This is a genomic window from Moraxella sp. CTOTU46711 (assembly GCF_031975715.1).
Classification (GTDB): Bacteria; Pseudomonadota; Gammaproteobacteria; order Pseudomonadales; family Moraxellaceae; genus Faucicola.
In genome coordinates, this window is the sequence record NZ_DALYMP010000002.1 from 65456 (window position 1) to 91397 (window position 25942).

25 protein-coding genes and 1 tRNA gene are annotated in these 25942 nt (G+C 45.2%); 16 read left to right on the forward strand and 10 right to left on the reverse strand.

Going from position 1 to position 25942, the window contains the following annotated elements; genetic code table 11:
* Positions 1 to 9 precede the first annotated feature (9 nt).
* Together RTJ53_RS04155 and RTJ53_RS04160 are read left to right on the forward strand one after the other, a co-directional pair.
* Complete coding sequence (locus tag RTJ53_RS04155) at positions 10 to 468, forward strand: hypothetical protein (protein ID WP_312275977.1); 459 nt, start codon at positions 10 to 12, stop codon at positions 466 to 468.
* A 20-nt stretch (positions 469 to 488) separates the two neighbouring features.
* A complete protein-coding gene (locus RTJ53_RS04160) occupies positions 489 to 1097 on the forward strand; it encodes a class I SAM-dependent methyltransferase (protein ID WP_312275978.1) in 609 nt (202 codons plus the stop codon).
* Positions 1098 to 1149: 52 nt separating this feature from the next.
* Here the strand turns inward: RTJ53_RS04160 and RTJ53_RS04165 are convergent, their stop codons facing one another.
* Positions 1150 to 1947: a hypothetical protein gene (locus RTJ53_RS04165; protein WP_312275979.1), complete on the reverse strand. Its 798-nt coding sequence runs from the start codon at positions 1945 to 1947 to the stop codon at positions 1150 to 1152.
* A 24-nt stretch (positions 1948 to 1971) separates the two neighbouring features.
* Complete coding sequence (locus tag RTJ53_RS04170) at positions 1972 to 2517, reverse strand: DUF4442 domain-containing protein (RefSeq protein WP_312275980.1); 546 nt, start codon at positions 2515 to 2517, stop codon at positions 1972 to 1974.
* Positions 2518 to 2623: 106 nt separating this feature from the next.
* Here RTJ53_RS04170 and RTJ53_RS04175 point away from each other — a divergent pair, with 106 nt between their 5' ends.
* Positions 2624 to 3007: an HNH endonuclease gene (locus RTJ53_RS04175; RefSeq protein WP_145988447.1), complete on the forward strand. Its 384-nt coding sequence runs from the start codon at positions 2624 to 2626 to the stop codon at positions 3005 to 3007.
* Here the strand turns inward: RTJ53_RS04175 and RTJ53_RS04180 are convergent.
* Positions 3004 to 3609 (reverse strand): putative antibiotic biosynthesis monooxygenase, encoded by a 606-nt coding sequence (locus RTJ53_RS04180; protein WP_312275981.1) that lies wholly within the window; start codon positions 3607 to 3609, stop codon positions 3004 to 3006. The genes RTJ53_RS04175 and RTJ53_RS04180 overlap by 4 nt on opposite strands.
* Positions 3610 to 4019: 410 nt before the next feature.
* Between RTJ53_RS04180 and uvrC the strand changes: the two genes are divergently transcribed.
* The gene (uvrC, locus tag RTJ53_RS04185; RefSeq protein ID WP_062333150.1) at positions 4020 to 5897 is read left to right on the forward strand and encodes an excinuclease ABC subunit UvrC; all 1878 of its coding nucleotides are present in this window, start codon (positions 4020 to 4022) and stop codon (positions 5895 to 5897) included.
* A gap of 67 nt (positions 5898 to 5964) precedes the next feature.
* Entirely contained in the window at positions 5965 to 6321 is a 357-nt protein-coding gene (locus tag RTJ53_RS04190) for a YkgJ family cysteine cluster protein (protein ID WP_312275982.1), read from the forward strand.
* Here RTJ53_RS04190 and RTJ53_RS04195 read toward each other — a convergent pair.
* The 3 genes from RTJ53_RS04195 to RTJ53_RS04205 form a co-directional block, all read right to left on the reverse strand.
* The gene (locus RTJ53_RS04195) at positions 6318 to 7271 is read right to left on the reverse strand and encodes a hypothetical protein (protein WP_312275983.1); all 954 of its coding nucleotides are present in this window, start codon (positions 7269 to 7271) and stop codon (positions 6318 to 6320) included. The genes RTJ53_RS04190 and RTJ53_RS04195 overlap by 4 nt on opposite strands.
* Before the next feature lie 135 nt (positions 7272 to 7406).
* Positions 7407 to 8714, reverse strand: a complete 1308-nt coding sequence (gene fabF, locus RTJ53_RS04200) for a beta-ketoacyl-ACP synthase II (RefSeq protein WP_312275984.1) — start codon at positions 8712 to 8714, stop codon at positions 7407 to 7409.
* A 242-nt stretch (positions 8715 to 8956) separates the two neighbouring features.
* A complete protein-coding gene (locus RTJ53_RS04205) occupies positions 8957 to 10186 on the reverse strand; it encodes an anhydro-N-acetylmuramic acid kinase (RefSeq protein WP_312276213.1) in 1230 nt (409 codons plus the stop codon).
* Between the two features lie 225 nt (positions 10187 to 10411).
* Here RTJ53_RS04205 and tyrS point away from each other — a divergent pair, with 225 nt between their 5' ends.
* The 6 genes from tyrS to RTJ53_RS04235 are packed head-to-tail and all read left to right on the forward strand — an operon-like array spanning position 10412 to position 14162.
* Positions 10412 to 11632 (forward strand): tyrosine--tRNA ligase, encoded by a 1221-nt coding sequence (tyrS, locus tag RTJ53_RS04210; RefSeq protein WP_312275985.1) that lies wholly within the window; start codon positions 10412 to 10414, stop codon positions 11630 to 11632.
* A 55-nt stretch (positions 11633 to 11687) separates the two neighbouring features.
* Positions 11688 to 12221 (forward strand): hypothetical protein, encoded by a 534-nt coding sequence (locus tag RTJ53_RS04215; protein ID WP_312275986.1) that lies wholly within the window; start codon positions 11688 to 11690, stop codon positions 12219 to 12221.
* A 5-nt stretch (positions 12222 to 12226) separates the two neighbouring features.
* Positions 12227 to 13198 (forward strand): D-2-hydroxyacid dehydrogenase, encoded by a 972-nt coding sequence (locus RTJ53_RS04220; protein WP_312275987.1) that lies wholly within the window; start codon positions 12227 to 12229, stop codon positions 13196 to 13198.
* A gap of 2 nt (positions 13199 to 13200) precedes the next feature.
* Positions 13201 to 13599 (forward strand): FKBP-type peptidyl-prolyl cis-trans isomerase, encoded by a 399-nt coding sequence (locus tag RTJ53_RS04225; protein ID WP_312275988.1) that lies wholly within the window; start codon positions 13201 to 13203, stop codon positions 13597 to 13599.
* Positions 13595 to 13810 carry a DUF1653 domain-containing protein gene (locus RTJ53_RS04230; RefSeq protein ID WP_312276214.1) on the forward strand — a complete coding sequence of 72 codons (216 nt, stop codon included), beginning with the start codon at positions 13595 to 13597 and terminating at the stop codon, positions 13808 to 13810. The genes RTJ53_RS04225 and RTJ53_RS04230 overlap by 5 nt, the downstream gene beginning before the upstream one ends.
* Before the next feature lie 13 nt (positions 13811 to 13823).
* A complete protein-coding gene (locus tag RTJ53_RS04235; RefSeq protein WP_312275989.1) occupies positions 13824 to 14162 on the forward strand; it encodes a hypothetical protein in 339 nt (112 codons plus the stop codon).
* Positions 14163 to 14254: 92 nt separating this feature from the next.
* On the opposite strand, the gene RTJ53_RS04240 is transcribed toward RTJ53_RS04235, so the two are convergent.
* Positions 14255 to 14330: transfer RNA gene (locus RTJ53_RS04240), tRNA-Phe, on the reverse strand.
* Positions 14331 to 14442: 112 nt separating this feature from the next.
* Entirely contained in the window at positions 14443 to 14841 is a 399-nt protein-coding gene (locus RTJ53_RS04245; RefSeq protein WP_312275990.1) for a hypothetical protein, read from the reverse strand.
* 156 nt (positions 14842 to 14997) lie between these two features.
* Here RTJ53_RS04245 and RTJ53_RS04250 point away from each other — a divergent pair, with 156 nt between their 5' ends.
* The 3 genes from RTJ53_RS04250 (at position 14998) to RTJ53_RS04260 (ending at position 18254) form a co-directional block, all read left to right on the forward strand.
* Positions 14998 to 15510, forward strand: coding sequence for a type IV secretion protein Rhs (locus tag RTJ53_RS04250; RefSeq protein ID WP_312275991.1), 513 nt, complete (start codon positions 14998 to 15000; stop codon positions 15508 to 15510).
* Positions 15511 to 15701: 191 nt separating this feature from the next.
* Positions 15702 to 17393 (forward strand): phosphoethanolamine transferase, encoded by a 1692-nt coding sequence (locus tag RTJ53_RS04255; protein ID WP_312275992.1) that lies wholly within the window; start codon positions 15702 to 15704, stop codon positions 17391 to 17393.
* A gap of 93 nt (positions 17394 to 17486) precedes the next feature.
* On the forward strand, positions 17487 to 18254 hold the full coding sequence (locus tag RTJ53_RS04260; RefSeq protein WP_312275993.1) for a PAP2 family lipid A phosphatase: 768 nt from the start codon (positions 17487 to 17489) through the stop codon (positions 18252 to 18254).
* Between the two features lie 58 nt (positions 18255 to 18312).
* On the opposite strand, the gene lolB is transcribed toward RTJ53_RS04260, so the two are convergent.
* Together lolB and RTJ53_RS04270 are read right to left on the reverse strand one after the other, a co-directional pair.
* Positions 18313 to 18993: a lipoprotein insertase outer membrane protein LolB gene (gene lolB / locus RTJ53_RS04265; protein ID WP_312275994.1), complete on the reverse strand. Its 681-nt coding sequence runs from the start codon at positions 18991 to 18993 to the stop codon at positions 18313 to 18315.
* Positions 18994 to 19252: 259 nt separating this feature from the next.
* Positions 19253 to 21238, reverse strand: coding sequence for a tetratricopeptide repeat protein (locus RTJ53_RS04270; RefSeq protein ID WP_312275995.1), 1986 nt, complete (start codon positions 21236 to 21238; stop codon positions 19253 to 19255).
* A gap of 533 nt (positions 21239 to 21771) precedes the next feature.
* On the opposite strand from RTJ53_RS04270, the gene hemA reads away from it, so the two are divergent.
* Together hemA and glnD are read left to right on the forward strand one after the other, a co-directional pair.
* Positions 21772 to 23130: a glutamyl-tRNA reductase gene (gene hemA, locus RTJ53_RS04275; protein WP_312275996.1), complete on the forward strand. Its 1359-nt coding sequence runs from the start codon at positions 21772 to 21774 to the stop codon at positions 23128 to 23130.
* 129 nt (positions 23131 to 23259) lie between these two features.
* Positions 23260 to 25938: a [protein-PII] uridylyltransferase gene (gene glnD / locus RTJ53_RS04280; RefSeq protein WP_312275997.1), complete on the forward strand. Its 2679-nt coding sequence runs from the start codon at positions 23260 to 23262 to the stop codon at positions 25936 to 25938.
* Positions 25939 to 25942 lie beyond the last annotated feature (4 nt).

A 25942-nucleotide genomic window follows, 5' to 3' on the forward strand; every position in this document is an offset into this window, starting at 1 on the left:
GAAATGGTTATGAAAAAATTTTTGTTCGTTACCTTATTATTGCTCAGTAATGTTGCAACGGCTGAAAATATTCCAAAAGCCTTTCAAGGAAAGTGGGTTGGCACTTGGCAAAGCCACATCAAGTCCAATGAAGTTAAAGCCTATTGTCAATTAAATGACTTTGACCACGTTTTAACGTTATCAATCAATAAGAACACTATGCAAATGAATTACTGGGAAGCAAGCGAAACAGTCAGTAATTTTAAATTTAGCCAAGTGAAACCTAACTATTTTTTAGGAACAGCAAAATTTGTACAGAGTGGATTTCTAACCGATGATGACGGTAACTTAACCGATAAAGATATTGTACTCAACCGTAAAGTTGAATTTATGCTAAAAAAGGGTGAGTTGATTGAGCTATATCGAGATGACCAAAACGATACAGGCAAGTCCATTTGGTATAAACGCTATTGGAAAAAATGTAATTAGTGTTAATTTTAGGAAATGAAATGACCCATAAAATCCCCACCGACTTACTCAAAAAATCTGCCTACTGGCGCGAAGACATCCAGTTCAGCCAGGATGTGCTTGGCAAGCCGTTTCACTTTACCAGCACTTGGGGTATTTTCTCGCCCGAAAAACTCGACGAGGGTAGCCTTATGCTGCTTGACTATATCGAGTTCAAAGACGATGACCACTCAATCGACCTAGGCTGTGGCTATGGCGTACTGGGTATGACTGCCGCCCGTGAATGCCCAAACGGACAGCATTTGCTCATCGACAAAGACTTTGTGGCGGTGGAATATGCCAAACTTAACTGCCAAAAAAATCATTTAAATAATGCCCAAGTTCAGCTATCGAATGGCTTTCGTGATGTTGAAAAAGATAAAAAATTTAGCCTAGTGATGAGTAACTTACCTGCCAAAGCCAGTAAAGAACAGCATTATCTGTATTTACTCGATGCCTACAATGCGATGGAGACTGGGGCACGCTTTTATGTGGTGACCATCAATGGCTTACGTGATTTTATGAAGCGCTCATTTACCGAAGTGTTTGGTAACTCAGATAAAATCAAGCAAGGCAAAACTTATACCATTACCTTAGCAGTCAAAGACTAATTTTAAGATTCAAAAAAAGGGCGTTTAAAATACGTCCTTTTTATCAGTGAATTTAACGCACCATAATTTGAATTGGCGTTTGCATATTTTGGTTATAATTGCCATATGTGCTACTGGTTCGACCAGCGTTATTGACATAACCTATGGTCGTCCATTGATTGGGATTGACCGTAATCGTACTTGAAAAGTTTTGTCCATTTACCACCGTTTGGCTATTCCCATTACCAAAAGCAAGCGAGCCGAATTTATCATTGGCTTGAGCGATTTGCACTTGAATTTGCCCATTGGACAAAGCCGTTGGTATAACGATAATACCTTGATTAGCTGATAGTAACGTATTTGCAATAAATACGTGGGGATAGTAACCCTGACGACGACCATTCACAATCACCGCCTGTGTTGGCAAGAGTTGCTCAAGCCCTATACTCGCAGGTTTACTCGATAGCGTTTGCACTTGATACAGCTGATTGCCAATGGTTTGGCTTTGGTTATTCTGCCATCGCCCATTCATATACACTTGACTATTGATTACGCTGATATTACCGTAGCCTGTGTTCTCATAATTTGAGCTATTTTCACCCACCCGCACCGACACAGTGAGCATCTGTGGCATACGGTCAATTTGACGGATAAGCTCACGGACTTTGGCATAGTTTTGTGGGGTGGTATTGATAACCAAACGCTCTTGATACACCATCACGTTACCGCCATTGGGTAGCTGATTGAGCTGATTTTGCACAATCGGTTGCAACGCAGCACCGCCTAAAGTATCGACTACATACGTATTGGCATGGCTCATTATCGATAAACTTGCCAGCATCAACCCACCCAGTTTTTGCCAATTTGTCATTCTTTTCTGCCTGTTGAATTTAGCCTAAATTCTCACCGTTTGGGTTTTTGATTTACTGTAGGCTCGTAACCGGATGTACAGGGTCTTAGTGACAGTGGCGACCACCTCATTTTGGTCGTCAACCACCTGTACGTCATAGTTGCGGAACACCGCTTTACCATCCTTTGCTAAGGCTTTTATGGTATCGATTTCGGTGTCATCAAGGTGAAAATCGGCAAACACATCGCTTTTGCCCGCTTTAACAAAATCAATGCTCGCCGACTTATCCCATACTACGTACTCATTGCCCAATGCTTGCATCAACAAAATCATCAAAAATGGGTCAGTCATCGAATACAAACTACCCCCAAACTGGGTGCCGACGATGTTTTGATTGAGCTTGTTTAAGGGTAAACGCACCCGAATATGATGGTTGGCGAAATCAAGGCTTTCAACACGAATACCCGCCCCAAAATATGGCGGATAAAAGTTAAAAAACTGCTTTAACAGCTTGGGGTTATGAAACGGATTAAGGTAGTCTTTGGCTTGAGATTGAAAGGTTTGGCTTAGCTTAGATAAATGGGATAACATGGCAGACTCGTTTTTAACATGAAAAAAGCATTGCACAACACGCCATTGGCAAAGCAACAATGCTATTGTATGATGGATACCACTGATAGCAAAGCGTGACAAATTAATGGCAAAAGGTAAAGCAAAAAATAACGAAGATGCAGCATTCTGGGAGGCGATTTTGGCTGAAAAAGCGCCGTCGCCACCGTGTGAATTGTGTGGACGTGATGAAGTTGAATTAACCCAACATCATCTGATTCCCAAATCCCGCCACGACAAAGCCCGTACCAAACGCGAATTTAGCCGTGATGAAATGAAAAACGACATCGCCATGCTGTGTCCTGCTTGTCATGCGCAGGTGCATGAAGTGTTTAGCAACCAAGAATTATCCAGCTACTACCATACGGTTGAGCGGCTAAAAGAACATACCGAGATGCAAAAATTTATCAATTGGGTAAAAAAACGCCCGGCTGGACAAACTATTCGTGTCAAAAGTGGCGGTTCGGATTAAGATAATAACCACTTTTTAACCAGCTTAGTATAGCGCGGCATCACCACATACACCATCATAAACACCACCAGTCCGGTGATAATCAGTTTGGCAAGTAACGGTGTAAGGTGAACATTTAAAGCGTTAACAACTTGTTCGTACAGCCAAAAAATTACCGTGACCAGTGGAAAAATCGCTGACCAAGTCAGTAAAAACTGTTTCCAAGGTTTTGGCGTGGGTGGGGGCGAAACGTTGACCAAGTGTGGGTCTTGTGTCGGCAGTGGCTGAAATAAAAATTCTAACCCGCTTTGCACGTGATAGTTGTCATCATCTAGCAAATAAGGTTTGACCTCATCAATCAACTGGCGGCGTTCAGATGAAGTCAGCCATGTGTGCAAATGCTCAGCCGTATCAAATCGCAAAATCACGGTAAAGGTTTGGGTCTTGCCCGCTATCGGGGTGATGACATGGCGATCAATAAACCCTGCAAACGGCTTTGAAAGAGTATCAACCTTTTCGAGCCACATTTGATAATGCACATGGTGCTCAGGCTTGACCCGATGACTAATGATTGCCGTCGCGCCTTGGTGGACAGAATGTAATGCGTTCGCGGTCGACGACATAAATTTTGCCTTGATAAATTGAGTTAATTGTAAAATTGCGATTCAGAAATTCTAACTAGTTTATGTTTATAATTTCTCTGACAGTATATCTATTTCATCAAATATTGGCAGTAAATTTACAGTCATCATATAGCTACCCTAGTCAATAAAGGTAAGTTTATTGACGTTATCTTTTTCAAACCATAAAGCTTCGCATTCATCACATAAAAAAGCTTCTTTCGACAATTTTTTTATCCAGACTTTAAGTATTTTACTTTGCTCACAGCGCGGGCATAACATCCTTTAAATTTCCATGAGTCATAAAGTCGATAAAGTTTAATGTTCAATGCAAAAGTATAGTTACTTTAAAGATTGAAAAGTGATTGAATTAACTTAATATAGTATAAAAACCGTGAAATAGTAAACAAGCAATGCCCAAAAACAAAACGCCCAGTATTGACCCTGCAACCATTGAAATTGCTGCAGCGACTGCCGACCGCAAAGCGCGATTGGATCACTTGATTAAGCGCCTGCCCAACTTGCCAGGCGTGTACAAAATGCTCGGCAAAAATGGCGACATCATCTATGTGGGCAAAGCCAAATCGCTCAAAAGTCGCGTCAATAGCTACTTTGCCAAAACCATCGACCACCCCAAAACGCGGGCGCTGGTGCAACGCATCGACAACATCGAAACAATCATAACTCGCTCTGAGACCGAAGCGCTGCTGCTTGAGCAAAACCTCATTAAGCTGCATCGCCCGCCCTACAACGTGCTACTGCGTGATGATAAATCCTATCTATACGTGTTTATCTCGGCCGATAAACCTTATCCAAGACTTGCCTATGGACGCGGTAAAGGACAGCACCAAAAAGGCAGATTTTTTGGACCTTTTCCTTCGGCGCATGCCGCCAAACAAACTTTGCTAATGATGCAAAAAATGTTTATGGTGCGCCAATGTACCAATGCATTTTTTGCCCAGCGTCAACGCCCTTGCCTAGAGTACCAAATCAAACGCTGTAAAGCGCCGTGTGTCGGACTGGTATCACCCGAAGAGTATGCCGATGACGTCAATAACACCATTCGATTTTTAAAAGGTGAAGGCACGGATTTGCAAGTCAAATTGGTGGGTAAAATGGAGCAAGCGGCTGAAGACATGAACTTTGAGCAAGCCGCCTTGTATCGCGACCAACTCTCGATGCTACGCGAAGTACAAGCCAAACAAGCGGTATATACGGTCAAAGGTGAAGCCGATATCATCGCCATCGCCAGTCAAGCAGGCATTACCTGTGTGCATGTCATGAATGTGCGTAATGGGCAGGTTTTGGGTGGTAACAATTATTTTCCTGATGTGGATAGTGAAAACGACATAGCGGATAATTTGTCTGAGTTTGTCAGCTCGTTTTATTTTCAAGTCAGTGATGATTTGCCAGAAGAGTTGATTATAAGTCATGAGTTGCCCGACCAAACCGCGATGACAGAAGCCTTAACAGAAACCTTTGGCAAAAAGGTGACGATAAAAACTAAAGTCCGTGAGCAGCGGAGCGAATGGCTCACCCTTGCCCAAATGAATGCCAACAACGCCCTGCAAACCAAATTGGGCGATTATTTGGAAGTTAAATCTCGCTTCAACGCACTCAATGCAGTATTAAAAGAGGCGCTGCAAGGCAAATCGCTCGACCGTATCGAATGTTTTGATATTTCGCACACCATGGGTGAAGCCACCATCGCCAGCTGTGTGGTCGCTGACCAAGGCGGGCTGCGCAAACGCGACTATCGCCAATATGCCATTCATGGCATCACGGGCGGTGACGACTATGCCGCCATGAAGCAAGTATTAAACCGCCGCTATAGCAAACAGCCGCTGCCAGATTTATTACTGATTGATGGCGGTAAGGGGCAGCTTAATATGGCAAAAGACGTACTGAGCGAGCTGGGGATTTTAACCCAGACCTTGCTCGTCGGAGTGGCAAAGGGCGAAGGTCGCAAGGCTGGGCTTGAAGTACTGCATTTTATTGACCGTGAGCCACTCGATTTGCCAGCTGATAGCAAGGCACTGCATTTGATTATGCATATCCGTGATGAAGCGCACCGCTTTGCCATTACCGCACACCGCAAAAAACGTGATAAACGCCGCTCAAGCTCGGTGCTAGAAGCCATCCCTGGGTTGGGGGAAAAACGCCGCCGAGAGTTACTCAATCATTTTGGCGGCTTGCAGCAGCTGCTTGGTGCGTCACAAGATGAAATTGGGCAAGTAAATGGCATTGGTAAGGTGATGGCCAATACCATTTATAAAGTGTTGCATGGCTAGTATTAAATTTTTAGCCGTTTTGGATGAAACGGGTAGTTAACAATGGTAATGACATGGCATTGTAAAAATGGCAGAAATTTTTTTTAAATCAATCGCAGCTGCGGAGAGCGATATCTGCATGCACTGTGGCGCATGTTGCGCTAACTATCGGGTGTCTTTTTATTGGGCAGAAGGCGAGACACTCGGCATCCCCGAGGATATGACGGTCAAAGTCAATGATTTTTATACCTGTATGAAAGGTACCGAAACAAAGCCGGTCAGATGCGTGGCACTCGCTGGCGAAGTTGGTAACTCGGTTGCCTGCCAAATCTATGATAAACGCTCAAGCACCTGCCAATCGGTACAAGTCGGTGACGAGCAATGTATTAAAGCCCGTCATCACTATGGGTTATCTAACGATATCTTTAGTCAAGTGCCTGTTTAATGGCTTTGTGATAAACGAACAGTCAGCTGTTTTTCCACTTCGGTTTTGAGCCATTGATTCAAATCCTCATTCATCAGCGTCATTGATTCGAGCAAATAGTTGTCGATATAGCCTTGCAGCTGTTTGACGATATCTTGTTTGATTTGTTCAATAGCGGGCGTGGTGGCGGTAGATGGATTGTCAATATCAGCAAGTGGGTGAGTAACGCTCGTTTCATGGGTCATCACGGCCGCTGTTGGGTCATCAGCTAACGGCTCAGCAATGTTATCAGTGTTATCAGCGGTATCAGTGTGATCAATGGCATAGACCATCTCACTGCGATGGCGCTCAATCGTGACATCGCTGTTTGCGGTATCCGTGGATTGAGCTTGTTCATCTAGCTCGTGGGTCGCGACCTCGATTGAGCCAGTTGATACTTGCGTCGCTGGTTGTGTAGAGTTTGCCTGTTTTGCTAGATGCGCTTGTTTGGCAATGGCGCGTTCTTGCTCGAGTAGCGCAATGGCTGCGTCATCTTGTGCTTGGCGTTCGCGCTGTAGATGTTCTTCTTGCGCTTGGCGTTCTTTTTCGTTTTCTTGTGTTAACTGTATTTGTTCAAGGCGCTGTTGTTCAAGTCGTTGTTGCTCAAGGCGCTCTTTTTCCAAGCGTTCAGTTTCTAAGCGCTCCAGTTCCAGCCTGTGTTGTTCCAATCTTTCTTGTTCTAGGCGCTGTTCTTCAAGCTCGCGCTCATGTGCTTGCGCTTGTAATTTTTCTTGGTGGTCACGCTCGATAGCCAGTAATTCCTCGACTTTATCATGCAGATTAGGCACGCTAAACTGATACCCATCAAGGTTGGTATCGGGGTAAAGCAAGGTAACGATATCATCGAGTTCTTGAATAATGGCGTGTTTGACAGGGGTAGGGGTGGCAAGCCAGCGCTTTGAAAATTGGTGGGAGAAGGCAAATCCTGACATGAATGGTGTCCAGCGTTAAGGATGAAATAAGATAGCTTCATTTAACGAAAAAACGGCTACAATTTCAATAGCCGTTTTCAAAATTCACACCGTTAAAGGATTAAGGATTAATGCTATTATCGCAGTGATTACCATTTATCGTGACTGCCATTTGGCAAACAGCAGTGAGCCGTTGGTACCCCCAAACCCAAAGCTGTTAGAAATCGCATGGGTTAAGTGGTCAACTTTACGGGCAGTATGTGGTACATAGTCAAGCTTGCACTCAGGGTCTTGATGATCCAAATTGATGGTCGGTGGCAATATTTGTTGTTGCAGCGCCTTAACGGTGAAAATCGCTTCGATACCGCCTGCAGCACCCAATAGATGACCGGTCATCGATTTGGTGGAACTTACCACCATGTTCTCACCAAAGATACCCGCAATCGCACGGCTTTCTGCCACATCACCCGCTGGGGTACTGGTGCCATGGGTATTGATGTAGCCAACGTCACTGGGGGCAATGCCAGCATCACTCAAGGCGTGAAGCATCGCCATAGCCGCACCTTCACCATTTTCCGGTGGCGCGGTGATATGACTGGCATCATCACTCATGCCAAAGCCGACAAACTCTGCCAGAATCGTCGCACCGCGCGCTTTGGCGTGGGCAAGGCTTTCCATTACTAGCACGCCTGCCCCATCACCCAGCACAAAACCATCACGGTCTTTGTCAAATGGACGACTGGCCTTGGTCGGTGCATCGTTGCGGGTTGATAATGCTTGCATTGCTGAGAAGCCACCGATACCGAGTTGGCTTGAGGCTTTTTCACAGCCCCCCGCTACAATCACATCGGCATCGCCATACGCAATCAACCGTGCCGCCAAGCCAATCGCATGAGTGGCTGTAGTACAAGCGGTAGAAGTGGCAAGATTTAACCCTTTAATCCCATGGCGAATCGCCACTTGCCCAGCTGCCATATTCACAATGGCTGAGGGCACAAAGAACGGCGAGATTTTACGCGGACCTTCGCTATTAAGTTTTACCGCTGTATCTTCAATGGTGGTGATACCGCCAATCCCTGAGCCGATAATCACCCCGATACGGTCAGGATCAACCTGCTGTACAGGCGCGGCTTGCAACTCACTGATAAAGCCTGCTTGCTTCAAGGCTTGTGCTGCTGCGGCAACGCCATATTGTACAAAGGTGTCATACCGACGCGCGTCTTTGGCGTTCATGTACAAGCCGATATCAAACCCATCCACTGTGCCGGCGATTTGTGCGCGGTAGTCAGTGGCGTCAAAATGGCTAATCGCTTTGATACCGCTTTCGCCATTAATGAGCCGTTGCCAAGTGCTCTCTACATCGAGTCCTAGCGGGGTAATGGCTCCCATGCCTGTGATGACAATACGCTCATGGTCAGGGCGTTCGTCGTAGCGGGGCTTTTTTGGGCTAATTTTTGTAGTCATTTGATGCTCGAATTTTTGAATAATATTTTTTGAATAACATTTTATGAAAGTTTAGCAAAAATAGTGTACGAGTGTAAACACAATAACTTTAACGTCTTTAGGTTGATTGTATATATCTCTAGCCAGTTGAACAACATTAGCCCTTACCCAAAGATGACTGAAGCCCAGTATAAAGGTTATAAGTTAAGCGCTATATACCAGTGCTATCAATATCATTGTCGACGTAAAAAATACACGCCGTGTTAAAAACACACCTGCCCTAATACTACTTTTTTACTTGCCCCAGTGACACTGGGTAAGTTACTCGGTACGTTCAAAATCGTCTGCTGAGCCAGCCATGCAAACGCTACGGCTTCGACCCACAACGGCGACAACCCAATTTTGTCGGTAGTTTGTATGCTCCAAGTGGCTAAATTATCTTGTAAGCGGCTCATTAAATAGGCATTTAATGCCCCACCGCCACAGACAAACAACTCGCCTTGTGCCCCATCAGTGACGGATACAATGGCATCGCTGACGGATTTAGCGGTAAGCTCCACCAATGTCGCTTGTACATCGGCAGGTGAATACACCAAATTGGGGAATTGATGACCCAATTGTTCTAGCATAGCGTCAAGCCAAGCCAAATTAAACTCCTCTCGCCCAGTGCTTTTTGGGAACGGCTTGGCAAAAAATGGGTGGGTCAAAAGCAAATTTAATAACGGCTCAAGCACTTGCCCCGATTTCCCCCAATCGCCATTGTGATCATAGGCTTGTTGGGTATGACGCTGACACCAACCATCAATGAGCAAATTTGCCACCCCTGTATCAAATCCAATCACATTATCGCTGCCATCAAGTACCGTGATATTGGCGATGCCGCCTAAATTTAAAATCACTTTTGGCATAACTTTATCGGCATGATAAGGCGGTGTAGCAAACATGGCTTGGTGAAACGCAGGCACGAGTGGTGCGCCTTGTCCACCCACTGCCATATCGCGGCGCCGAAAATCGCTCACCACCGCAATAGCAGTGCGCTCAGCGAGTACATTCGGGTCAAGCAGTTGCAAACTAAATGACCACTGCGGGCGATGACGTACGGTTTGCCCATGACAACCAATCGCGGTTACTTCATCAGGGGTCACCTGCGCTTTCTCGAGCAATTGATTGACCAAATTTGCGGCAAACTCAGCATAAAATACACTCGCCCAACCAAATACATCAAGTTCGCTCTCGAACGCCAAATTATCATCAGCGATGAGTTGTGCCACTCCGTTTGGTTGGGTAAGCGCTAACAACACGGCGCGTAAATCATCGGGAAACGGCTCGCTCACCGTCGCCAAAATCTCAACAGGCTCATCATTGTCTTCATCAATCTCATAAAACTGGCACAGCACCGCATCGAGTCCGTCAAGGCTGGTGCCACCCATCATGCCAATCACATACGGCGAGTCTGCAAGCGGGTCTTCTTTGGTCGTCATCATATCGTCCATGATGTCGGTAAAATGGCTAAAAAATTCTTCATCAAAAGGCAGGTTGGCAGGTAGTCCAGTCGGCAACGTTTGGCTCATAATTATTCTCGTTCGGGCTGTCAAAGTAGAGAGTGCCTTGATTATAGCATACTAAAAGCCTGCCTTATTTTATCTGCAAATTTGCTATAATGGCTAAACTTCACTTTTTTTTCAGCCATTTTAACCCGCGCTTTTTTCGAGGTAAGCATGACCGATTCTACTCATAGATTTTTAGCAGCAGAAGAACAACTAAAACTCATCCAACGTGGTACGCACGAAATTATTTCGCAAGACGATTTAATTAAAAAACTCAAAGAAAATCGCCCACTGCGAGTCAAAGCAGGGTTTGACCCGACCGCACCCGATTTGCACTTGGGTCATACAGTTTTAATCAATAAACTCAAGCATTTTCAGGATTTGGGACACCAAGTGTTGTTTTTGATTGGTGATTACACCGCGCGCATTGGCGACCCAACGGGTAAAAATACCACTCGTCCGCCATTGTCTGAAGAAAAAATCTTGGAGAATGCCCAAACTTATAAAGAGCAAGTATTTAAAATCCTTGACCCCGCTAAAACCCAAGTGATGTTTAACTCCGACTGGTTTAGCAAAATGTCGGCAGGTGACATGATTGGTTTGGCAAGCCAGCAAACCGTGTCGCGTATGCTCGAGCGCGATGACTTCTCAAAACGCTACCATAGCCAAACGCCGATTTCGATTCATGAATTTTTGTACCCACTGGTGCAAGGTTATGACTCAGTCGCCATGCAAGCCGATGTTGAGCTAGGTGGTACTGACCAAACCTTTAACCTACTCATGGGTCGTACCTTGCAATCTCGCTACGGTCAAGTGCCACAAGTCTGTATCACCGTGCCGATTTTGGAAGGCTTAGATGGCGTACAAAAAATGAGCAAATCGCTTGGCAATTACATCGGCATTTATGACAGCGCAGGCTCAATGTACCAAAAAATCTTGTCCATGCCAGATACTTTGATTGCGCGTTATTTTGAGCTACTTAGTTTCAAACCCATGGATGAAGTCGAAGCCTTGCTAAAGGACATTGAAAACGGGCGCAATCCGCAAGAAGTCAAACGTATTTTGGCACTAGAGCTGATTGAGCGTTTCCATGACAAAGAAGCCGCCGAAAACGCTCACAAATCAGCGGGCAATCGCTTGGTAGAAGGTGAGTTGCCAGTGGATTTGCCAGAGGTGACGATTAGCCTTGATGGGCAAGCGCAGTTATTTATCACCCAAGTGTTAAACCAAGCCAATTTGGTAAAAAACTCAGCGCAAGCCAAAGACTTTTTGAAAAACCAATCGGTGAAAGTGGATGGGCAAGTGGTGGATGCAGGATTTGCCCTCACTGCAGGACAAACGGTGGTCATTCAAGCAGGCAAAAAAGCGTATGCCAAAGTGACAGTGGCGTAACTAAATTTTAGGCTAAGTTTTCCACTTAGCCTTGTTTGTTGGTAGGGAGATTGAAATGAAATCGATAAACTACGTATTGGTTGGGCTCACTAGTCTATTAGCGCTCCAAGCCCATGCCAAAGAAGTTACCTTTAAAGATTACACTGTTAAGCTTTATAACGGTAAAAAATCTCCCATCAACTATAACAGTCATCAATATGCAAAAGCGTTTAAAACGTTAATTCAACAGAGCTATCAAAGCTCAAATCCAGATTTTGCAGGTAGTTATAACACTGTTTCATGGGGTTGTGGCACAGCTTGCGTGAACTATGCAATGATAGATAGAAGGACAGGCAATGTCTATGCGTTAGCAGATTTAGCTTACCGCGCTAGAAAAAATGCAAAATTAACCTGTACAGACTTAGCATTGGGCTCAAATATCACCACAAGTGACTTTTTATCAAAAAAAGATAGTCGCTTAATGATTGAACATGAATATTGCGGAACAGATGATACAGACGTTTATCTTGACCATTACTTGCTATGGAATGATAAAACTAAGTCCTTTAAATTGTTAGACCAAAAATTTAATAAAGCCACTAAGAAATAAAAATTATGAAAGCCATCTTCCTCGACCGAGCCACCTTTTCCGCTGATTTGGCATTAACAACCCCACATGGACTTAGCGACTATCAAGTCTATGCGCAAACGCCCAATGATCCCAAAATCATCATTGAGCGTTGCCAAGACGCGGATATTGTTATCACCAATAAAGTTGAGCTTACCGCCGAAATTATCGCGCAGCTCCCAAAACTTAAACTCATCCAACTGACCGCCACAGGCATGAACAACGTCGATAAAGACGCTTGTGACAAACACGGCATTACTGTTAAAAACGTCGCAGGCTATGCAGTCAAAAGCGTCCCCGAACATACCTTTATGCTGATACTCTCAGCCATGCGAGCGGCTCGCCATTATCATCATGAAGTGGTCAAGGGTGACTGGCAAAAAGATGGCCGCTTTTGTCTGCTCGACACGCCACTCATTGACCTTGAAGGCAAAACGCTGGGCATTATTGGCTATGGCACAATTGGCAAACGGGTTGGGGAAATTGCCAAAGTCTTTGGTATGACGGTATTGATAGCGGAACACCAAAACAAACCGCCAAGAAATAGCGACTATAGCGCGTTTGATGATGTCCTTGCTCAGTCCGATGTCATTACCTTGCATTGTCCATTGACGGAGCAAACGCAGCATTTAGTGAATGCCGATACCATTGCCAAGATGACAAAAAAACCGTTGATTATCAATGTCGCGCGCGGTGGCGTGGTCGATAGTCAGGCGGTGGCTGATGCTGTTACACAAGGTAAATTATTAGGCTATGGGGCAGATGTGTTTGAACATGAACCGATTAAAGACAACGACCCATTACTCACACTTAAAGACCACCCAAGAGTGATTTTTACCCCCCATAATGCGTGGGGCAGCGTCAACGCCCAGCTTAACCTATGGGACATATTGTGTCAGCAAGTACAAGAGTTTACCCAACTATCCCATAAGGGAAATAACGAAAATAACGGAAAATAAATATGACAAGTAAACTGCAATTTCAGGACCTAATTATCGGCACAGGTAAAACTGCCGAGCGTGGGGCACTGATTACCGCGCATTACACGGGCTATCTGCCAGATGGCACGGTGTTTGACTCATCGCATCACCGCGGGCAACCCTTTGAAGCCGTGATTGGCACAGGGCGGGTGATTAAAGGTTGGGACGTGGGCGTTTTGGGTGGCGAATACGCCCAAAAAATCGGCTATCAAGCCCAAGTTGAAGACCCTGCCAATCTCATAGCCATGCAAGTCGGTGGTAAGCGTAAACTCATCGTGCCAAGTCACTTGGCGTATGGTGAACGCCAAATCGGTAAAATCCCACCAAATTCAGACTTAACTTTTGAAATTGAATTGTTGGGTGTCAAAACTCGTGATTGAGATTAAATTGGGTATTTATGAGCACTACAAAGGCAATCTGTATCAAGTGCTGCACATCGCTAAACATAGCGAGACTGAAGAGGAATTGGTCGTCTACCGTGCACTCTATCAAACGTATGGGGTTTGGGTGCGACCGCTTGCGATGTTTGCCGAAACGGTAGAAGTCAATGGCGAAGCTGTGCCAAGATTTAAGCTAATAAAGGCTATATGATAAAGGCATTGTGATGAGAAGATGGCGAGCCGAAATACAAGCGTGGCTAATAACCCAAGAACAAAAGAATTTAAAAAATTTAGAGAAGGTAAGACAACAACATTTACGAGCGTTGCAAGTCCTAGAAGAAGCCAATGATTACTCAGCAATTTTTAGTCAATTAAAGAATTGGAGTGAGCTTGATTCTGGTAGAGCGGTATTTAATGACCCAAGATTTTATACTTATTTGGATAAAGCAGGCAAGCTAACTCAACAACCGCCCTTACATATTGAGTTTATTCGCGCGAGTTTTATGCAGAGCCATTTAAGCCAAGAAGAGCTGCTCGCTACCTTTTTCGGCAACTTTAGTTAAGCAGTCTTTCACGCATCTTGTGAAATTTTGAATAACAAAAAACCCCAAACTAATAAGCTTGGGGTTAATCGATTTATACCTAAGACAAATGATGGTGGCGTGGGGCAGGATCGAACTGCCGACACACGGATTTTCAATCCGTTGCTCTACCGACTGAGCTACCGCGCCATGTTTGTCAGCATCAGTATTTGAGCGGCTATTAAACTAAAAATCGCCAAAGGTGTCAAGCACTATTTCAAAATTTTTGCAAAAAGTTGCTACTAACTGGCAAAATCTGCATTTATATCAACTCGTACATGGCTAAAATACGATGAATTGCGCCGCAGCCCGGTACAAACTTGGTATTGCCTTTTTTGCGCTCAATATCGGTGACTTGTTTGACAAATTTGGGGGCAAGACCGCGCCCGCGATTGGCAGGATGTAGTACGATGTACTGTAGCAAGCGGCTAGACTCGATGCCTTCATTGAAGCAGCCAATCGCGGCAATCGGTTTTTCATTAAACATCCCCAAATACAGGATATCACCTTTGGCAAAGGCCTTTTCAAAAAACGACACAGCATCACGACCTGTGGCAAACTCAGGTGAGCTGTCGTACAATTTCTCCACCCGCAATTTGAGTTCAGGATCGTCAATGCTGTTGTTTTCAAAGTTATTGATGGCAACGGATTCTAATGGCATAAAGCCCTCCTTTTTAATTAGCTCACGTTTTGGTTAGGTCATGTTGATTTAGTATAAAATAGTAACTAGGATATCGACAAACTTGTAATTGTTATTCCGTGTTTTTTGCTAAAAATAAAAGCTTGCAAGGCGTTGGCCAGGCCTTGGCAAGCCGTGATGGGTTTTTTGGTTAACCAAATCTTGGATAAACTCTGTGAAATGATAATGTGTTTTTCAAAACAACCTGCTCGATGCCGTCCACTAACCGAGGGCGAAAAAGCCATCTCGGTTAGCGTATTTGGTGATACGTTACAGCTTGATAGTATACGCCTAAAAACCGCATGGTGGGTGCTCAAAGGCTATGCGGTCAGTCCCAATGGTCATGTGTATTTTCATCCAGCAGATTTTTGTGATGATTTTAGCAAGCAAAATGTCTATCTACGCGCGTGGCTGGTGCATGAATTGACCCATGTTTGGCAAATCCAACAAGGCGTTAAGGTGTTTCGCCGCGCCCTGCTCAATCGGCGCTATAGCTACGAGCTGCAAGCGAATAAGCCATTTGGTCGTTATGGTATAGAGCAGCAAGCGCGTATGGTGGAAGATTATTATCGAAAACGTGAGCTCAAACAGGATTATGAGCCATTACTCGCCTTTATTCCGTTTGCCAGTTTACAGCCTGCCACCGCTTAGCGATATCAACTCTCTGTGTCGCTGTCACCACCCAATGTTTGTAGCGATTGCGGTGGTTTTTTTAGCATAATTGCGTGATAGATGGGTGTCTTAAGTTTCAGTTAAGCTAAATCTGTATGATAGCCTCATCCTAAATTTGGTTATTATATAATGGCTATTTTTTGGTGCATTTGGATAAGGTGAGTAATCGTATGTCAGTGAATAACTCTCGATGGGTAGCATGGCGTCAGCAAGGTATTAATACTAAAAGTGTCAATGCTCAAGGTATCAGTACTCAAGGTATCAATGCTTACGTGATGATGGGTATGGTCGCGCTATTTTTGACCCTGACCGCAAACGTTACTTTCTTTGATAAAGCCACTGAAGTCTATCCGTTTGCCCAGCATATTGGGTTTATAGGCTCATTGCCGTTGGTGTTATACGGTGTGATGCTACTGGTTATTGTGCTGCTTAGCTATCGTTACACCCTTAAAGCGGTATTGATTTTTTTGCTATTGACCGCGGCAGTCACGGCGTATTTTACTGATACCTATGGCACTGTCTATGATGTCAATATGCTACAAAATGCGCTACAAACCGATAAAGCAGAAAGCGCCGATTTGTTTAATGTCAATTTTATCTTACGCATTTTATTGCTTGGGGTATTGCCTAGTGTATGGGTGGCGTGGCAAAAGGTCACATTTCCCTCACTTAAGCGCAGTCTATTGCAGCGCGGCTTGACGTATTTGGTCAGTCTCGGCTTGGTGGTGTTACCGATTTTGGCGATGAGTAAAAATTACGCCAGTTTTTTCCGTGAACATAAACAGCTACGTAGCTATACCAATCCTGCAACCCCTGTATATGCACTGGGTAAACTTGCCAGTATACAGCTCAAACAAGCACAGGCACCCAAAACCCAAATCATGCATGCAACCGATGCGGTACAGGTGAGCAATCCGACCACCCGTAAGCCAAAACTGGTGGTATTGGTGGTCGGAGAAACCGCGCGCGCCGACCATGTGCAGCTAAATGGGTATAACCGAACCACCTTCCCGCAGATGGCAGCGACGGCTGGGGTAACTAATTTTAACCAAGTCATCGCCTGCGGTACCTCAACTGCTTATTCGGTGCCCTGTATGTTTAGTTATGTCGGTATGAAAGACTACGATGTGGATACCGCCAACTACCAAGAAAACGTACTTGATACTTTAAATCGCCTAAAGGTTAATATCTTGTGGCGTGATAACAACTCAAGCTCAAAAGGCGTCACTAATCGTTTACCCGCGGCAGATTTTGTCGATTATAAAACCGCGCGCAACAATACGATGTGTAATACCAACCCCTATGGCGAGTGCCGCGATGTGGGTATGCTAGTAGGCTTAGATGACTACGTCAAACAGCAAGCTAACCAGAATACGCTTAACCAGGATACCCTAATTGTGCTGCACCAAATGGGTAATCACGGACCTGCGTATTTTAAACGATATGATAAGCAATTTGAAAAATTCACCCCAGTCTGCCAAAGCAATGAACTTGCCAAATGCGACCCACAAAGCATGATTAATGCCTTTGACAATGCGCTACTTGCCACCGATGACTTTTTGGCAAAAACGGTGAACTGGTTAGACAAATACGACAGCACCCACCAAGTGGCAATGCTGTATGTCAGTGACCACGGTGAAAGTTTGGGCGAAAACGGCATTTATCTACATGGTATGCCTTATAAAATCGCGCCTAAAGCGCAAAAACACGTCGCATCCATGTTTTGGGCAGGTAAGCACTCAGGCATTCAAGCAGTGCCATCTAATACTGAGCTCACCCATGATGCCATTACCCCAACCTTGTTAAAACTGTTTGATGTGCGTACGCAAACCGTACAAGGCAAACCATTATTTATCAAGTAAAGCTATTTGGGTAATTAGAGCCATTTAAGTAATGTTAGCGACATAACAAGTGCGTCCAACTCCAGCGACGGCAAGATAGATGGTTCAAAATAGATGAGTATACAGATCGCTAAATTAAAAAATTTTGCCAGTAGGCAGACCGTGCTCGGACTGGTGCTGGCGATTATCTTTACGCTAACGCTTGAGCACAGCGCCATTGATATAGCCATCAGTCAGTATTTTTATTCCCCCACAGATGGCTGGCTGCTTGCCAAAGAATCACTACTCCCTAACTTAATTTTTTATACCCTTCCTAAAAGACTATTAATTGCGTTTGAAGTCTATATGGCCATCGCATGGCTACAACGCTACTTATTACAACGCCGTTCATCAAGTCACTGGCTTGCCAAGCAACAGGCATGGTTTAAGCCTTTTAAGCGACTATCACTGACTGAAATGGGCTATCTATTCGTTGTGATGGTGTTGGTACCTTTGATTATCGCATCGCTTAAAGGGGTGACGCATGTGGTGTGTCCCAATCACTTGCAAATTTTTGGCGGTGAGTATCCCTATCTAACGATACTAGAAGACATCCAAGCCGGCACCCGCTCAAAATGCTTCCCTGCAGCGCATGCCAGTGCTGGGTTTGCCCTATATGCTTGGGCATTTATCCCAAGTCTTTGGCACAAGCGCTGGCAAATCGCAGCGATGGTGACGGTGATAGCTTGGCTGATGGGTGGGTATAAAATGTTAATAGGTGACCATTTTTTCAGTCATACGCTGGTATCTATGAGCTTGGCATGGGGGATTTGCGCGGCAGTGGCATGGGCGTGGTGTCGGTTGTATGCTAAAAATACGTCCGCAAAAAATTCAAAGCGCTAACAGTTCACGGTATAAAAAAGCGTTGAGGAACACCCCACGCTTTTTTTGGGCTTCATGGCTAGCTTAACCGATTGATGGTCATCACCACTTTATAGCCATCGGGATGACTGGCAGTTAAGCGAGAAGGCAGTTTATTGTTACTGTTGCTATAGCTAAAGGTGGCTGTCCAATCGCCATTTTGGGCACTCACTAGGCGATTAGTGCTGTCTTTTTTATCATTGGCATCACTGGGTGCTGGCTGACCTTGAATCCAGTAAGGCAGCTGTGAGATGGGCGCTTGCCAACCGGTTGCACGTAATAGCAATTCTTCAGGGGTGGCGGCATTGATGGTGCCTTTTTCATTAGTTAACGTCGCAGATTGACCATTGTAGCTGATTTTGGTTTGACCCGCATTCATCGCACCGGCAATCTCAATGGCAAAGTTTTGACCTTGCTGTGTCCAAATATAAAACGCGCTGCCTGCCTGCTGCGGCGTGGTCATGCCAATTTTACCATTGATGGTAAATTGCGCGCTTGGTAGCGTACTTGCAGCCGCTTGCTCAGGAGATGTGGTCGATGACGCTGTGGCAGTTTGGGTATTGACCATAGGGTTTGTCATGCCTGTGGCGACAGGCTTGGCTGTGATAGGCTTAGTTGTTGCCTGTACTGACTGACAGCCTGTTAGCAGCATACTACTGATGCCCAAACAGGCAACACTTAATCCCGTGACTTTGCTAGTGACTGCTGGTAATAAATGCATAATATCCTCAAATGTTAATCAAATTTGTTAATCAAGTTTTCATTAAATGTTAACTGGTTGCGCTCAAGCATGATGGTTTAAAAAACCGATGGGTAAACTATAAATAGCCATTGTTAAGCCTGTTTTGCTTAACTGCTCAAATTGGTGAAAAAGCGGTTATTATTTATCTATTGTTTATCTGCCATTTACCTGTCATCTATCTGCTTTACAACCTTCATTGCTCGCTAGTCGTCATGCTTAGAGACGATTTTAGGCAGCGCTATTGCAGGTTTTCGGGTTGATAACCGAGTTCATGGACCAAAATTTGGTTGATGCGCTCCGCTTCTTTTTGGTTGCCCAAATTTAAATAGGCTTGTTGCAGTAGCAGGCCGCTAATCACATCGGGTACGATATCAAAATTATCTGATAACAGACTAATGACGGTAGCATTATCAGACTGATGCAGCGCTTGTTGCGACAATATTTGCCGCGCCTTTAAACCGACTTCTTTGTCATTGATTAATGCTGTCAGTAGGGCGGTCACTTCTTCATTATTTTGTTTCAAATTGACCAAGGTTTGCGCATATTCGAGTTGATAATCCACATTTGCCGGTGCAAGGCGAATCAACTCTTTTAACAATCGCAGTTTACTGGTGTAATCATCATCAGGCAGTAGCAATACCTTGGCAAATAAGATATCGGTATTATTGGGTAAACTGGTTTGCGCGCTATTAAGCAAGGCTAACGCTTGCGCGGTTTGGTTATTTTTTTGCAAAATATTGGCTTGCATGATGTAGCTTTGCGGTGCAAAACTGTCAAATTGCTCCCGTAATTTGATGCTACTGGCAATCGCTTCATCAAAACGACTTTGTGAGATTAATAAATCAATCTGTTGCTGTCTGGCTTTGAGCACTAAGTCAGGTTGCATCACTTTGCCATAGTAGCCAATCGCATCATTGAGTAGGTTCTGGCGTTCGGCACTGACAGCCAAATAATAATTGGCTTGGTCCTTAAAGTTGGGGCTGGCAATCAATGCTTTGAGTAAGCGATCTGCTGCGGCGTATTTTTTTAAATCAATACCCACCAAAGCGGCCAGTAGTTTGATTTCTTCATCTGCTAAAAACTGCTGATTAGCACGAGCATTGAGCTGTTGCCAGACCTGCGCGCTTTTGCCTTGCTTTAGCATGTAGCGAATTTGATAGACAAATAGCGCTTTATTGTCAGGGACGGTTTTACGCGCCTGCGCAATAAACGCAATCACTTGATGACTGGGCGATAAGGCTTGCAGTATATCTGCTTTTAACGTCAAAAAAGCCGGGCTTTTTGGGTTGGTTTTAAGCGCCCGATTAATCGCCACTAACGCGGCTTTGGGCTGTTGAAACTGTAGCAGCAGGCCTGCTTTCATCACCAGTAGTGAAGGGTTGTTTTTGATGTCTAATCGATTGAGCGTAGCAAGCAGTTCAGCTTGGTCACGGGTTTCGGTGGGATAAATCCCAATCAAAATCTGACTCAAATCAGCGTCAGGATCGTACTGCAAAATTTGATTAAGCTTTTCGCCGGCTAATTCATACTCGTGCGCTTTGAGTGCCAAATGGGTCACATAAAAAATCGCCGGAACATGGTCAGGGTTTTGTTGCTGCCACGCATTGGCAAAAGCGAGCGACAACTGCGCCGGTTCATTTTGTAAAGACAAACCCAGTGCGCGTTCAAATACGGGGGCAGCATCCGCCAAAAAAGACTGCTGCTTATAGGTCGCTAACGCCTGATCGATACGACCGCGATCTGCGGCAAACTCTGCCATCAAAATCGCATACAGGCTGGGCTGGGTGACGGCATTGGCAACATCTTTCTCTAGGCTTGCGGGCTGCAATATCAGCGGTGCAGGACGCCCCGTAGGTTTGGCAGCAGCTTTGTGGCTGCTCACCACAGCGCTCGTCTGATTAACAGACTGACTAGCGGATGCAAAATTTGCCCCGGCACTAAAAACCGCTGGGCTAAACAATAAGCTTGCCAACGTGAGTGTAGTCGCGACTACATTTTTGCCTAAAGCGGTAAAAGGTTTAAATACATCAAGCGGTTTTAGGTTGGGCTTCAGATTCGGCTTTAGATTGACAAAAAGTTGCTGCGGTATTGATAAATGCATCGGTAAATAAATCGATAAACAATAAGGCTTGACATATTTCGACGCAAAAAAGCGTGGATTGAGGGGACAACCACGCACAGCGCAACAAGCCGATGAAATAACCGCTGGAAACAACTTTAGCATTTAGCCTGCTTGGACAGTAACGTACCTAAAAATTATCATCAGTGACAGGTAAGATGTAACAAAATGTTCATGATGAAATTGAATTATACGGCTTCAACTGGTCGAACTATGTAGAATTATGGTTAAATCGTATGGGTAAATAGCAACCAAACAAGCGGATGTGGCAGAGTTAAGTAAAAAAATACTATGATAGCTCGAATGACTGTTTAAAATGCTAGGTATGCTAGACATGTTAATGCTTTAAATTGTAATGCTTTAAAGCGTGGCTAAAGAATTTTCCTGAATCAAAAAAGCAGGATGTTTTTCATTTGTTATTAGCAATGGTATAATAATCCACTTTTCTAATTTACTTTTATTAAGTGGTTATTATTAAGTTGCTTTAGGTTTCTTTATATTGCCACTTTTCCCCCTGTGTTATCAAGCATGACAAATGTCGATAGGCTGATATGGGCTGCATGTCGCTTAGCTAGCACGCCTAGCTTCACAAAAATCGGCTTTGATAAACGCGGTCATTTTTAAGGTCAGTACGTTATATGCAGCTTCTGGTTATTGGGTTAAATCATAAAACAGCACCAGTTGCCATGCGTGAGCAATTGGCGTTTGCTGCTGAAGATTTGCCGATTGCCTTAGATTCGCTCAAAGCGATCACCCAAGGCGCGGTGATTTTATCGACCTGCAACCGCACTGAAATCTATGCCCTAGCCCCCGAAGGACAAACCCTTACTAGCACGATGTCACAAGTGATTGAATGGCTAGCGGCTTTTAAAAACACGCCCATGGAAAAAATCGCGCCACACCTGTATCAATATCAAAATAACCATGCACTGCTACATTGGGTGCGGGTAGCGTCTGGGCTAGACTCGATGATTTTGGGCGAGCCGCAGATTTTGGGACAAATCAAACAGGCGGTGCGCCAATCCCGTGCCAAAGAAGGTATTTCTAGTAAACTTAGCTGGGTGATTCAGCAAGTATTTGCCGCCGCCAAACAGGTGCGTAACGAAACGCGGGTAGGCTCACAAGCGGTGTCGTTAGGCTTTGCCGCGGCCAAATTGGTGACCCAAATTTTTCAAAAACCTAGCAACAACACTTTGCTGGTTGTCGCGGCAGGTGAGATGAATCGGCTGGTTGCGACCAATATCGCAGGTTTAGGTGTCGGCAAAGTCATCATCTGTAATCGTAGTCCTGAGCGTGCCGCGCTGCTTGCCTCTGAGCTTGAAACGATTGTGCCGCACATTGAGATTACCCCGTTTGATCAATTACCCAGCGTGTTGCCGCAAGCGGATATTGTAACCAGCTGTAGCGGTAGCTTATATACCTTGATTGATAAAACCATGGTGAAACAGGCGTTAAAACAGCGCCGTCATCAGCCCATGTTAATGATTGATTTGGCTGTGCCTCGCGATATTGACCCTACCGTCAGTGAGCTAGATGACGTGTATTTATACTCAATTGATGACTTACAACATGTGATTGCAGGCAACCTTGAACAGCGTCGCCAAGCTGCCGTAGAAGCAGAATTATTGGTGAGCCAAATCGTGGTGGCGATTGAGCGCAAATACTTGGTGCGCCAAGTGGGTCAGGATATTCAGCAGTACCGTGAGCAAGCCAAACACCATGCGGATATGATTTTAAGCCAATCCTTACAGCAGCTTGCCGATGGTCATGCAGCCGAAGCCGTGTTGACCGAACTGACCCGTAAACTCACCCAAACATTGACCCATGCACCGTCCAAACTATTGCGAGAAACGGCTAGCGAACAGCCCGTAGAAACTGTCAATTTTGTGGCACAACATCTGACCCATGCCTTTCGCAAAGACAAATGCCCCTATCTCACCCATAACAACACCCTGATTGATGACGAGCCAGCGTCACCGTCTTTTGACAATCAATAATTTTCTTATCGCTGAGCTTTTAAGCTCAATTTTTCGCTAGAAGCGGCGGCTAGCTTTTTTGCATCAAATTTGTAATACTGAAAATTGATCTGCTAACTCTGATAACAATGGCGTCGATTAGGATTTGCTATGTTTACTTGCCCACCGATACTACCGTATTTTACCCCACTGCCTGCGCTTAGCCTGCAAGGCGAAGCCAATCTTGGCATACCCGCTTGGTTAGCAGCAGTGGAAGCGGACTTGGATAAGGCGCTGGCATCTGGCACACCGATTCGCCAAGTCGTCATGGGGCGCTGCTGTGCGATTGATAGCATGATGGAAGCCTTATTTGAGTTGTATGAACTCGATCAAACCGATTTGACGCTGTTTGCCACAGGAGGGTATGGGCGTGGGGAGTTGCACCCGTTTTCAGATGTGGATTTATTGCTGTTAAGTCCAAACCCGATTGATGAGACCTTGAACCAAAAAATTTCGCCATTCGTCGCGAAGCTCTGGGATATTGGGATTGATCCTGCTTTGGTGGTGCGCTCTGTTGAAGAGTGCGATGAGGCTTGTCACGATGATATCACGGTAGCAACAAGTCTGTTAGAAGCACGAATTTTGGCGGGCAACGTTGCCCAAGCTGGGTTGCCGATGCAGCTACTCAATAAAAACTGGTCACAAACCAAGTTTTATGAGGCCAAAATGGCAGAAGCCAAAGAGCGCTATCTCAAACATAATTCGACGGAGTATAACCTAGAGCCTGACCTTAAAAACGCGCCTGGGGGCTTGCGAGATATTCATACTGTCGGCTGGATCAGTAAGCGCTATTTTCGTGTGACAAACTTGTTTGGACTGGTGCAGCAAGAGTTTATTACCGAAAAAGAATTTGATGAGCTGCAAGAAGCGGAAGATTTTTTGTGGTTGATTCGCCATCATCTGCACAAAATTACCAAACGCAATGAAAACCGTCTTTTATTTGACTATCAGCGCCTGATTGCTGAGCGCATCGGTTACCGTGACAATTCGCATCCCAATGCCGCAGTCGAGCAGTTTATGCGCGATTATTACCGCTATGCCATGTCAAACTCAACATTGTCTGAAATGCTCACCCAGCACTACTATGAAACGTTGATTGAGGCGCGTCTACCCGATGAACAGCGCCCGGTGAGAAAGGTGATTAATGAGCGCTTCAAACTGGTCGGTGATCGCATTGCGGTGACGCATACCCGAGTGTTTGCCCAACATCCGACCGCGATTTTAGAATTGTTTTTGTTGATGGGTCAGCGAAATATTCGCCATATTCGTACTCGCACGCTACGGATTTTGAAAATTGCCGCGCGGGGCATTGATGAGCATTTTCGCAATGACCCTGTCAACAAAGCCATGTTTATGGACAATCTCAAAGAGCAAAATCTGCTATTTTGGCGACTGCGAGTCATGAAACGCTATGGCGTGCTAGGTAGCTATTTGCCTGCTTTTGGTCAAGTTACTGGGTTGATGCAATATGACTTGTTTCACCGTTATACAGTGGATGCCCATATTTTGATGTTGATACGTATGTTGCACCGCTTTACCGATGACAATTATGTTGATACCTATCCGCTTGTCAGTGGTATCTACCGCCGTATTGACCGTAAAGAGATGCTGGTGTTGGCAGCGATTTTCCATGATATTGCCAAAGGTCGGGGCGGTGACCACAGTGAACTTGGCGAGCAAGATGCCATCAAGTTTTGCTTGTCACATGGCTTGAGCCAAGCCGATGCCGAGCTTGTCGGCTGGTTGGTGTCTCAGCATTTATTGATGTCGATGACCGCGCAGAAAAAAGACATCTCTGACCCCGAAGTTGTCGCAGAATTTGCCGATAAAGTCGGGAATGTGACTTATTTGAATTATTTGTATGTGCTCACCGTTGCCGATATGAATGCCACCAACCCACAGCTTTGGAACAGTTGGCGCGCAACCTTGATGCGTCAACTATATACCCAAACCCGCCGTATCCTACGGGCTGATATCGATGCGCCGATGAACCGCCAAGACATGATTGCCAGTAACAAGCAAAGTGCCCGTGACTTGCTAGCAGGTGATAATAGCTTGGCTGACATTGAAAGCCTGTGGGATGGGCTAGGGGAAGAGTATTTTTTACGTGAAGTCCCAAGCGATATTGTTTGGCATTCCAAAGCCATCATGGCGCATGATGAGGTACAAAAACAACGCACAGAGAGCGAGCAACCTGAGCCGCTGATTATTTTGCGTGAACATCGCGAGTTGGCACTCGATGCCGTGCAAGTGTTTATCTACACCCATGACCAATCCAATTTATTTGCGGTGACCATGACGGTGTTTGACCAAATGGATTTGGACGTGCTCGATGCGCGCGTCATCACCGCTTCGCGAGATTTTGCCCTAGACTCCTACGTACTGCTTGACAGACATGGCACGCTGCTCACCGATACTGAACGCCAAATTGAGCTCATTGAGCGTCTAAAACAAGCCTTTATGAGTCCAACGTTGCCTGAGGTCGCGCAGCGACGCATGCCTAGACAGCTCAAGCATTTTCATGTGCCCACCAAAGTGTCTTTTAACTTTAACCCGCAATCCAATCAGCATATGATGATTTTAGAAACCCTTGACCAGCCAGCCTTGCTTGCGCGTGTGGGGCAGGTGTTTTTGGCGCATGATATTGAAGTGCATTTTGCCCGCATTACCACATTGGGTGAGCGCGCCGAAGATATGTTCTTTATCACTGACCATGAAGACAAACCGCTATCGGATGAGCGCCTCGAAAAACTCAAACAGGCATTGGTAGAAACGCTGAATGTCAGTTAACTTG

Coding starts and splice junctions, on each gene's coding strand:
- RTJ53_RS04155 (WP_312275977.1), top strand. CDS start 10: ATGAAAAAATTTTTGTTCGTTACCTTATTATTGCTCAGTAATGTTGCA.
- RTJ53_RS04160 (WP_312275978.1), top strand. CDS start 489: ATGACCCATAAAATCCCCACCGACTTACTCAAAAAATCTGCCTACTGG.
- RTJ53_RS04165 (WP_312275979.1), bottom strand. CDS start 1,947: ATGACAAATTGGCAAAAACTGGGTGGGTTGATGCTGGCAAGTTTATCG.
- RTJ53_RS04170 (WP_312275980.1), bottom strand. CDS start 2,517: ATGTTATCCCATTTATCTAAGCTAAGCCAAACCTTTCAATCTCAAGCC.
- RTJ53_RS04175 (WP_145988447.1), top strand. CDS start 2,624: ATGGCAAAAGGTAAAGCAAAAAATAACGAAGATGCAGCATTCTGGGAG.
- RTJ53_RS04180 (WP_312275981.1), bottom strand. CDS start 3,609: ATGTCGTCGACCGCGAACGCATTACATTCTGTCCACCAAGGCGCGACG.
- uvrC (WP_062333150.1), top strand. CDS start 4,020: ATGCCCAAAAACAAAACGCCCAGTATTGACCCTGCAACCATTGAAATT.
- RTJ53_RS04190 (WP_312275982.1), top strand. CDS start 5,965: ATGGCAGAAATTTTTTTTAAATCAATCGCAGCTGCGGAGAGCGATATC.
- RTJ53_RS04195 (WP_312275983.1), bottom strand. CDS start 7,271: ATGTCAGGATTTGCCTTCTCCCACCAATTTTCAAAGCGCTGGCTTGCC.
- fabF (WP_312275984.1), bottom strand. CDS start 8,714: ATGACTACAAAAATTAGCCCAAAAAAGCCCCGCTACGACGAACGCCCT.
- RTJ53_RS04205 (WP_312276213.1), bottom strand. CDS start 10,186: ATGGACGATATGATGACGACCAAAGAAGACCCGCTTGCAGACTCGCCG.
- tyrS (WP_312275985.1), top strand. CDS start 10,412: ATGACCGATTCTACTCATAGATTTTTAGCAGCAGAAGAACAACTAAAA.
- RTJ53_RS04215 (WP_312275986.1), top strand. CDS start 11,688: ATGAAATCGATAAACTACGTATTGGTTGGGCTCACTAGTCTATTAGCG.
- RTJ53_RS04220 (WP_312275987.1), top strand. CDS start 12,227: ATGAAAGCCATCTTCCTCGACCGAGCCACCTTTTCCGCTGATTTGGCA.
- RTJ53_RS04225 (WP_312275988.1), top strand. CDS start 13,201: ATGACAAGTAAACTGCAATTTCAGGACCTAATTATCGGCACAGGTAAA.
- RTJ53_RS04235 (WP_312275989.1), top strand. CDS start 13,824: ATGAGAAGATGGCGAGCCGAAATACAAGCGTGGCTAATAACCCAAGAA.
- RTJ53_RS04245 (WP_312275990.1), bottom strand. CDS start 14,841: ATGCCATTAGAATCCGTTGCCATCAATAACTTTGAAAACAACAGCATT.
- RTJ53_RS04250 (WP_312275991.1), top strand. CDS start 14,998: ATGGGTTTTTTGGTTAACCAAATCTTGGATAAACTCTGTGAAATGATA.
- RTJ53_RS04255 (WP_312275992.1), top strand. CDS start 15,702: ATGTCAGTGAATAACTCTCGATGGGTAGCATGGCGTCAGCAAGGTATT.
- RTJ53_RS04260 (WP_312275993.1), top strand. CDS start 17,487: ATGAGTATACAGATCGCTAAATTAAAAAATTTTGCCAGTAGGCAGACC.
- lolB (WP_312275994.1), bottom strand. CDS start 18,993: ATGCATTTATTACCAGCAGTCACTAGCAAAGTCACGGGATTAAGTGTT.
- RTJ53_RS04270 (WP_312275995.1), bottom strand. CDS start 21,238: ATGCTAAAGTTGTTTCCAGCGGTTATTTCATCGGCTTGTTGCGCTGTG.
- hemA (WP_312275996.1), top strand. CDS start 21,772: ATGCAGCTTCTGGTTATTGGGTTAAATCATAAAACAGCACCAGTTGCC.
- glnD (WP_312275997.1), top strand. CDS start 23,260: ATGTTTACTTGCCCACCGATACTACCGTATTTTACCCCACTGCCTGCG.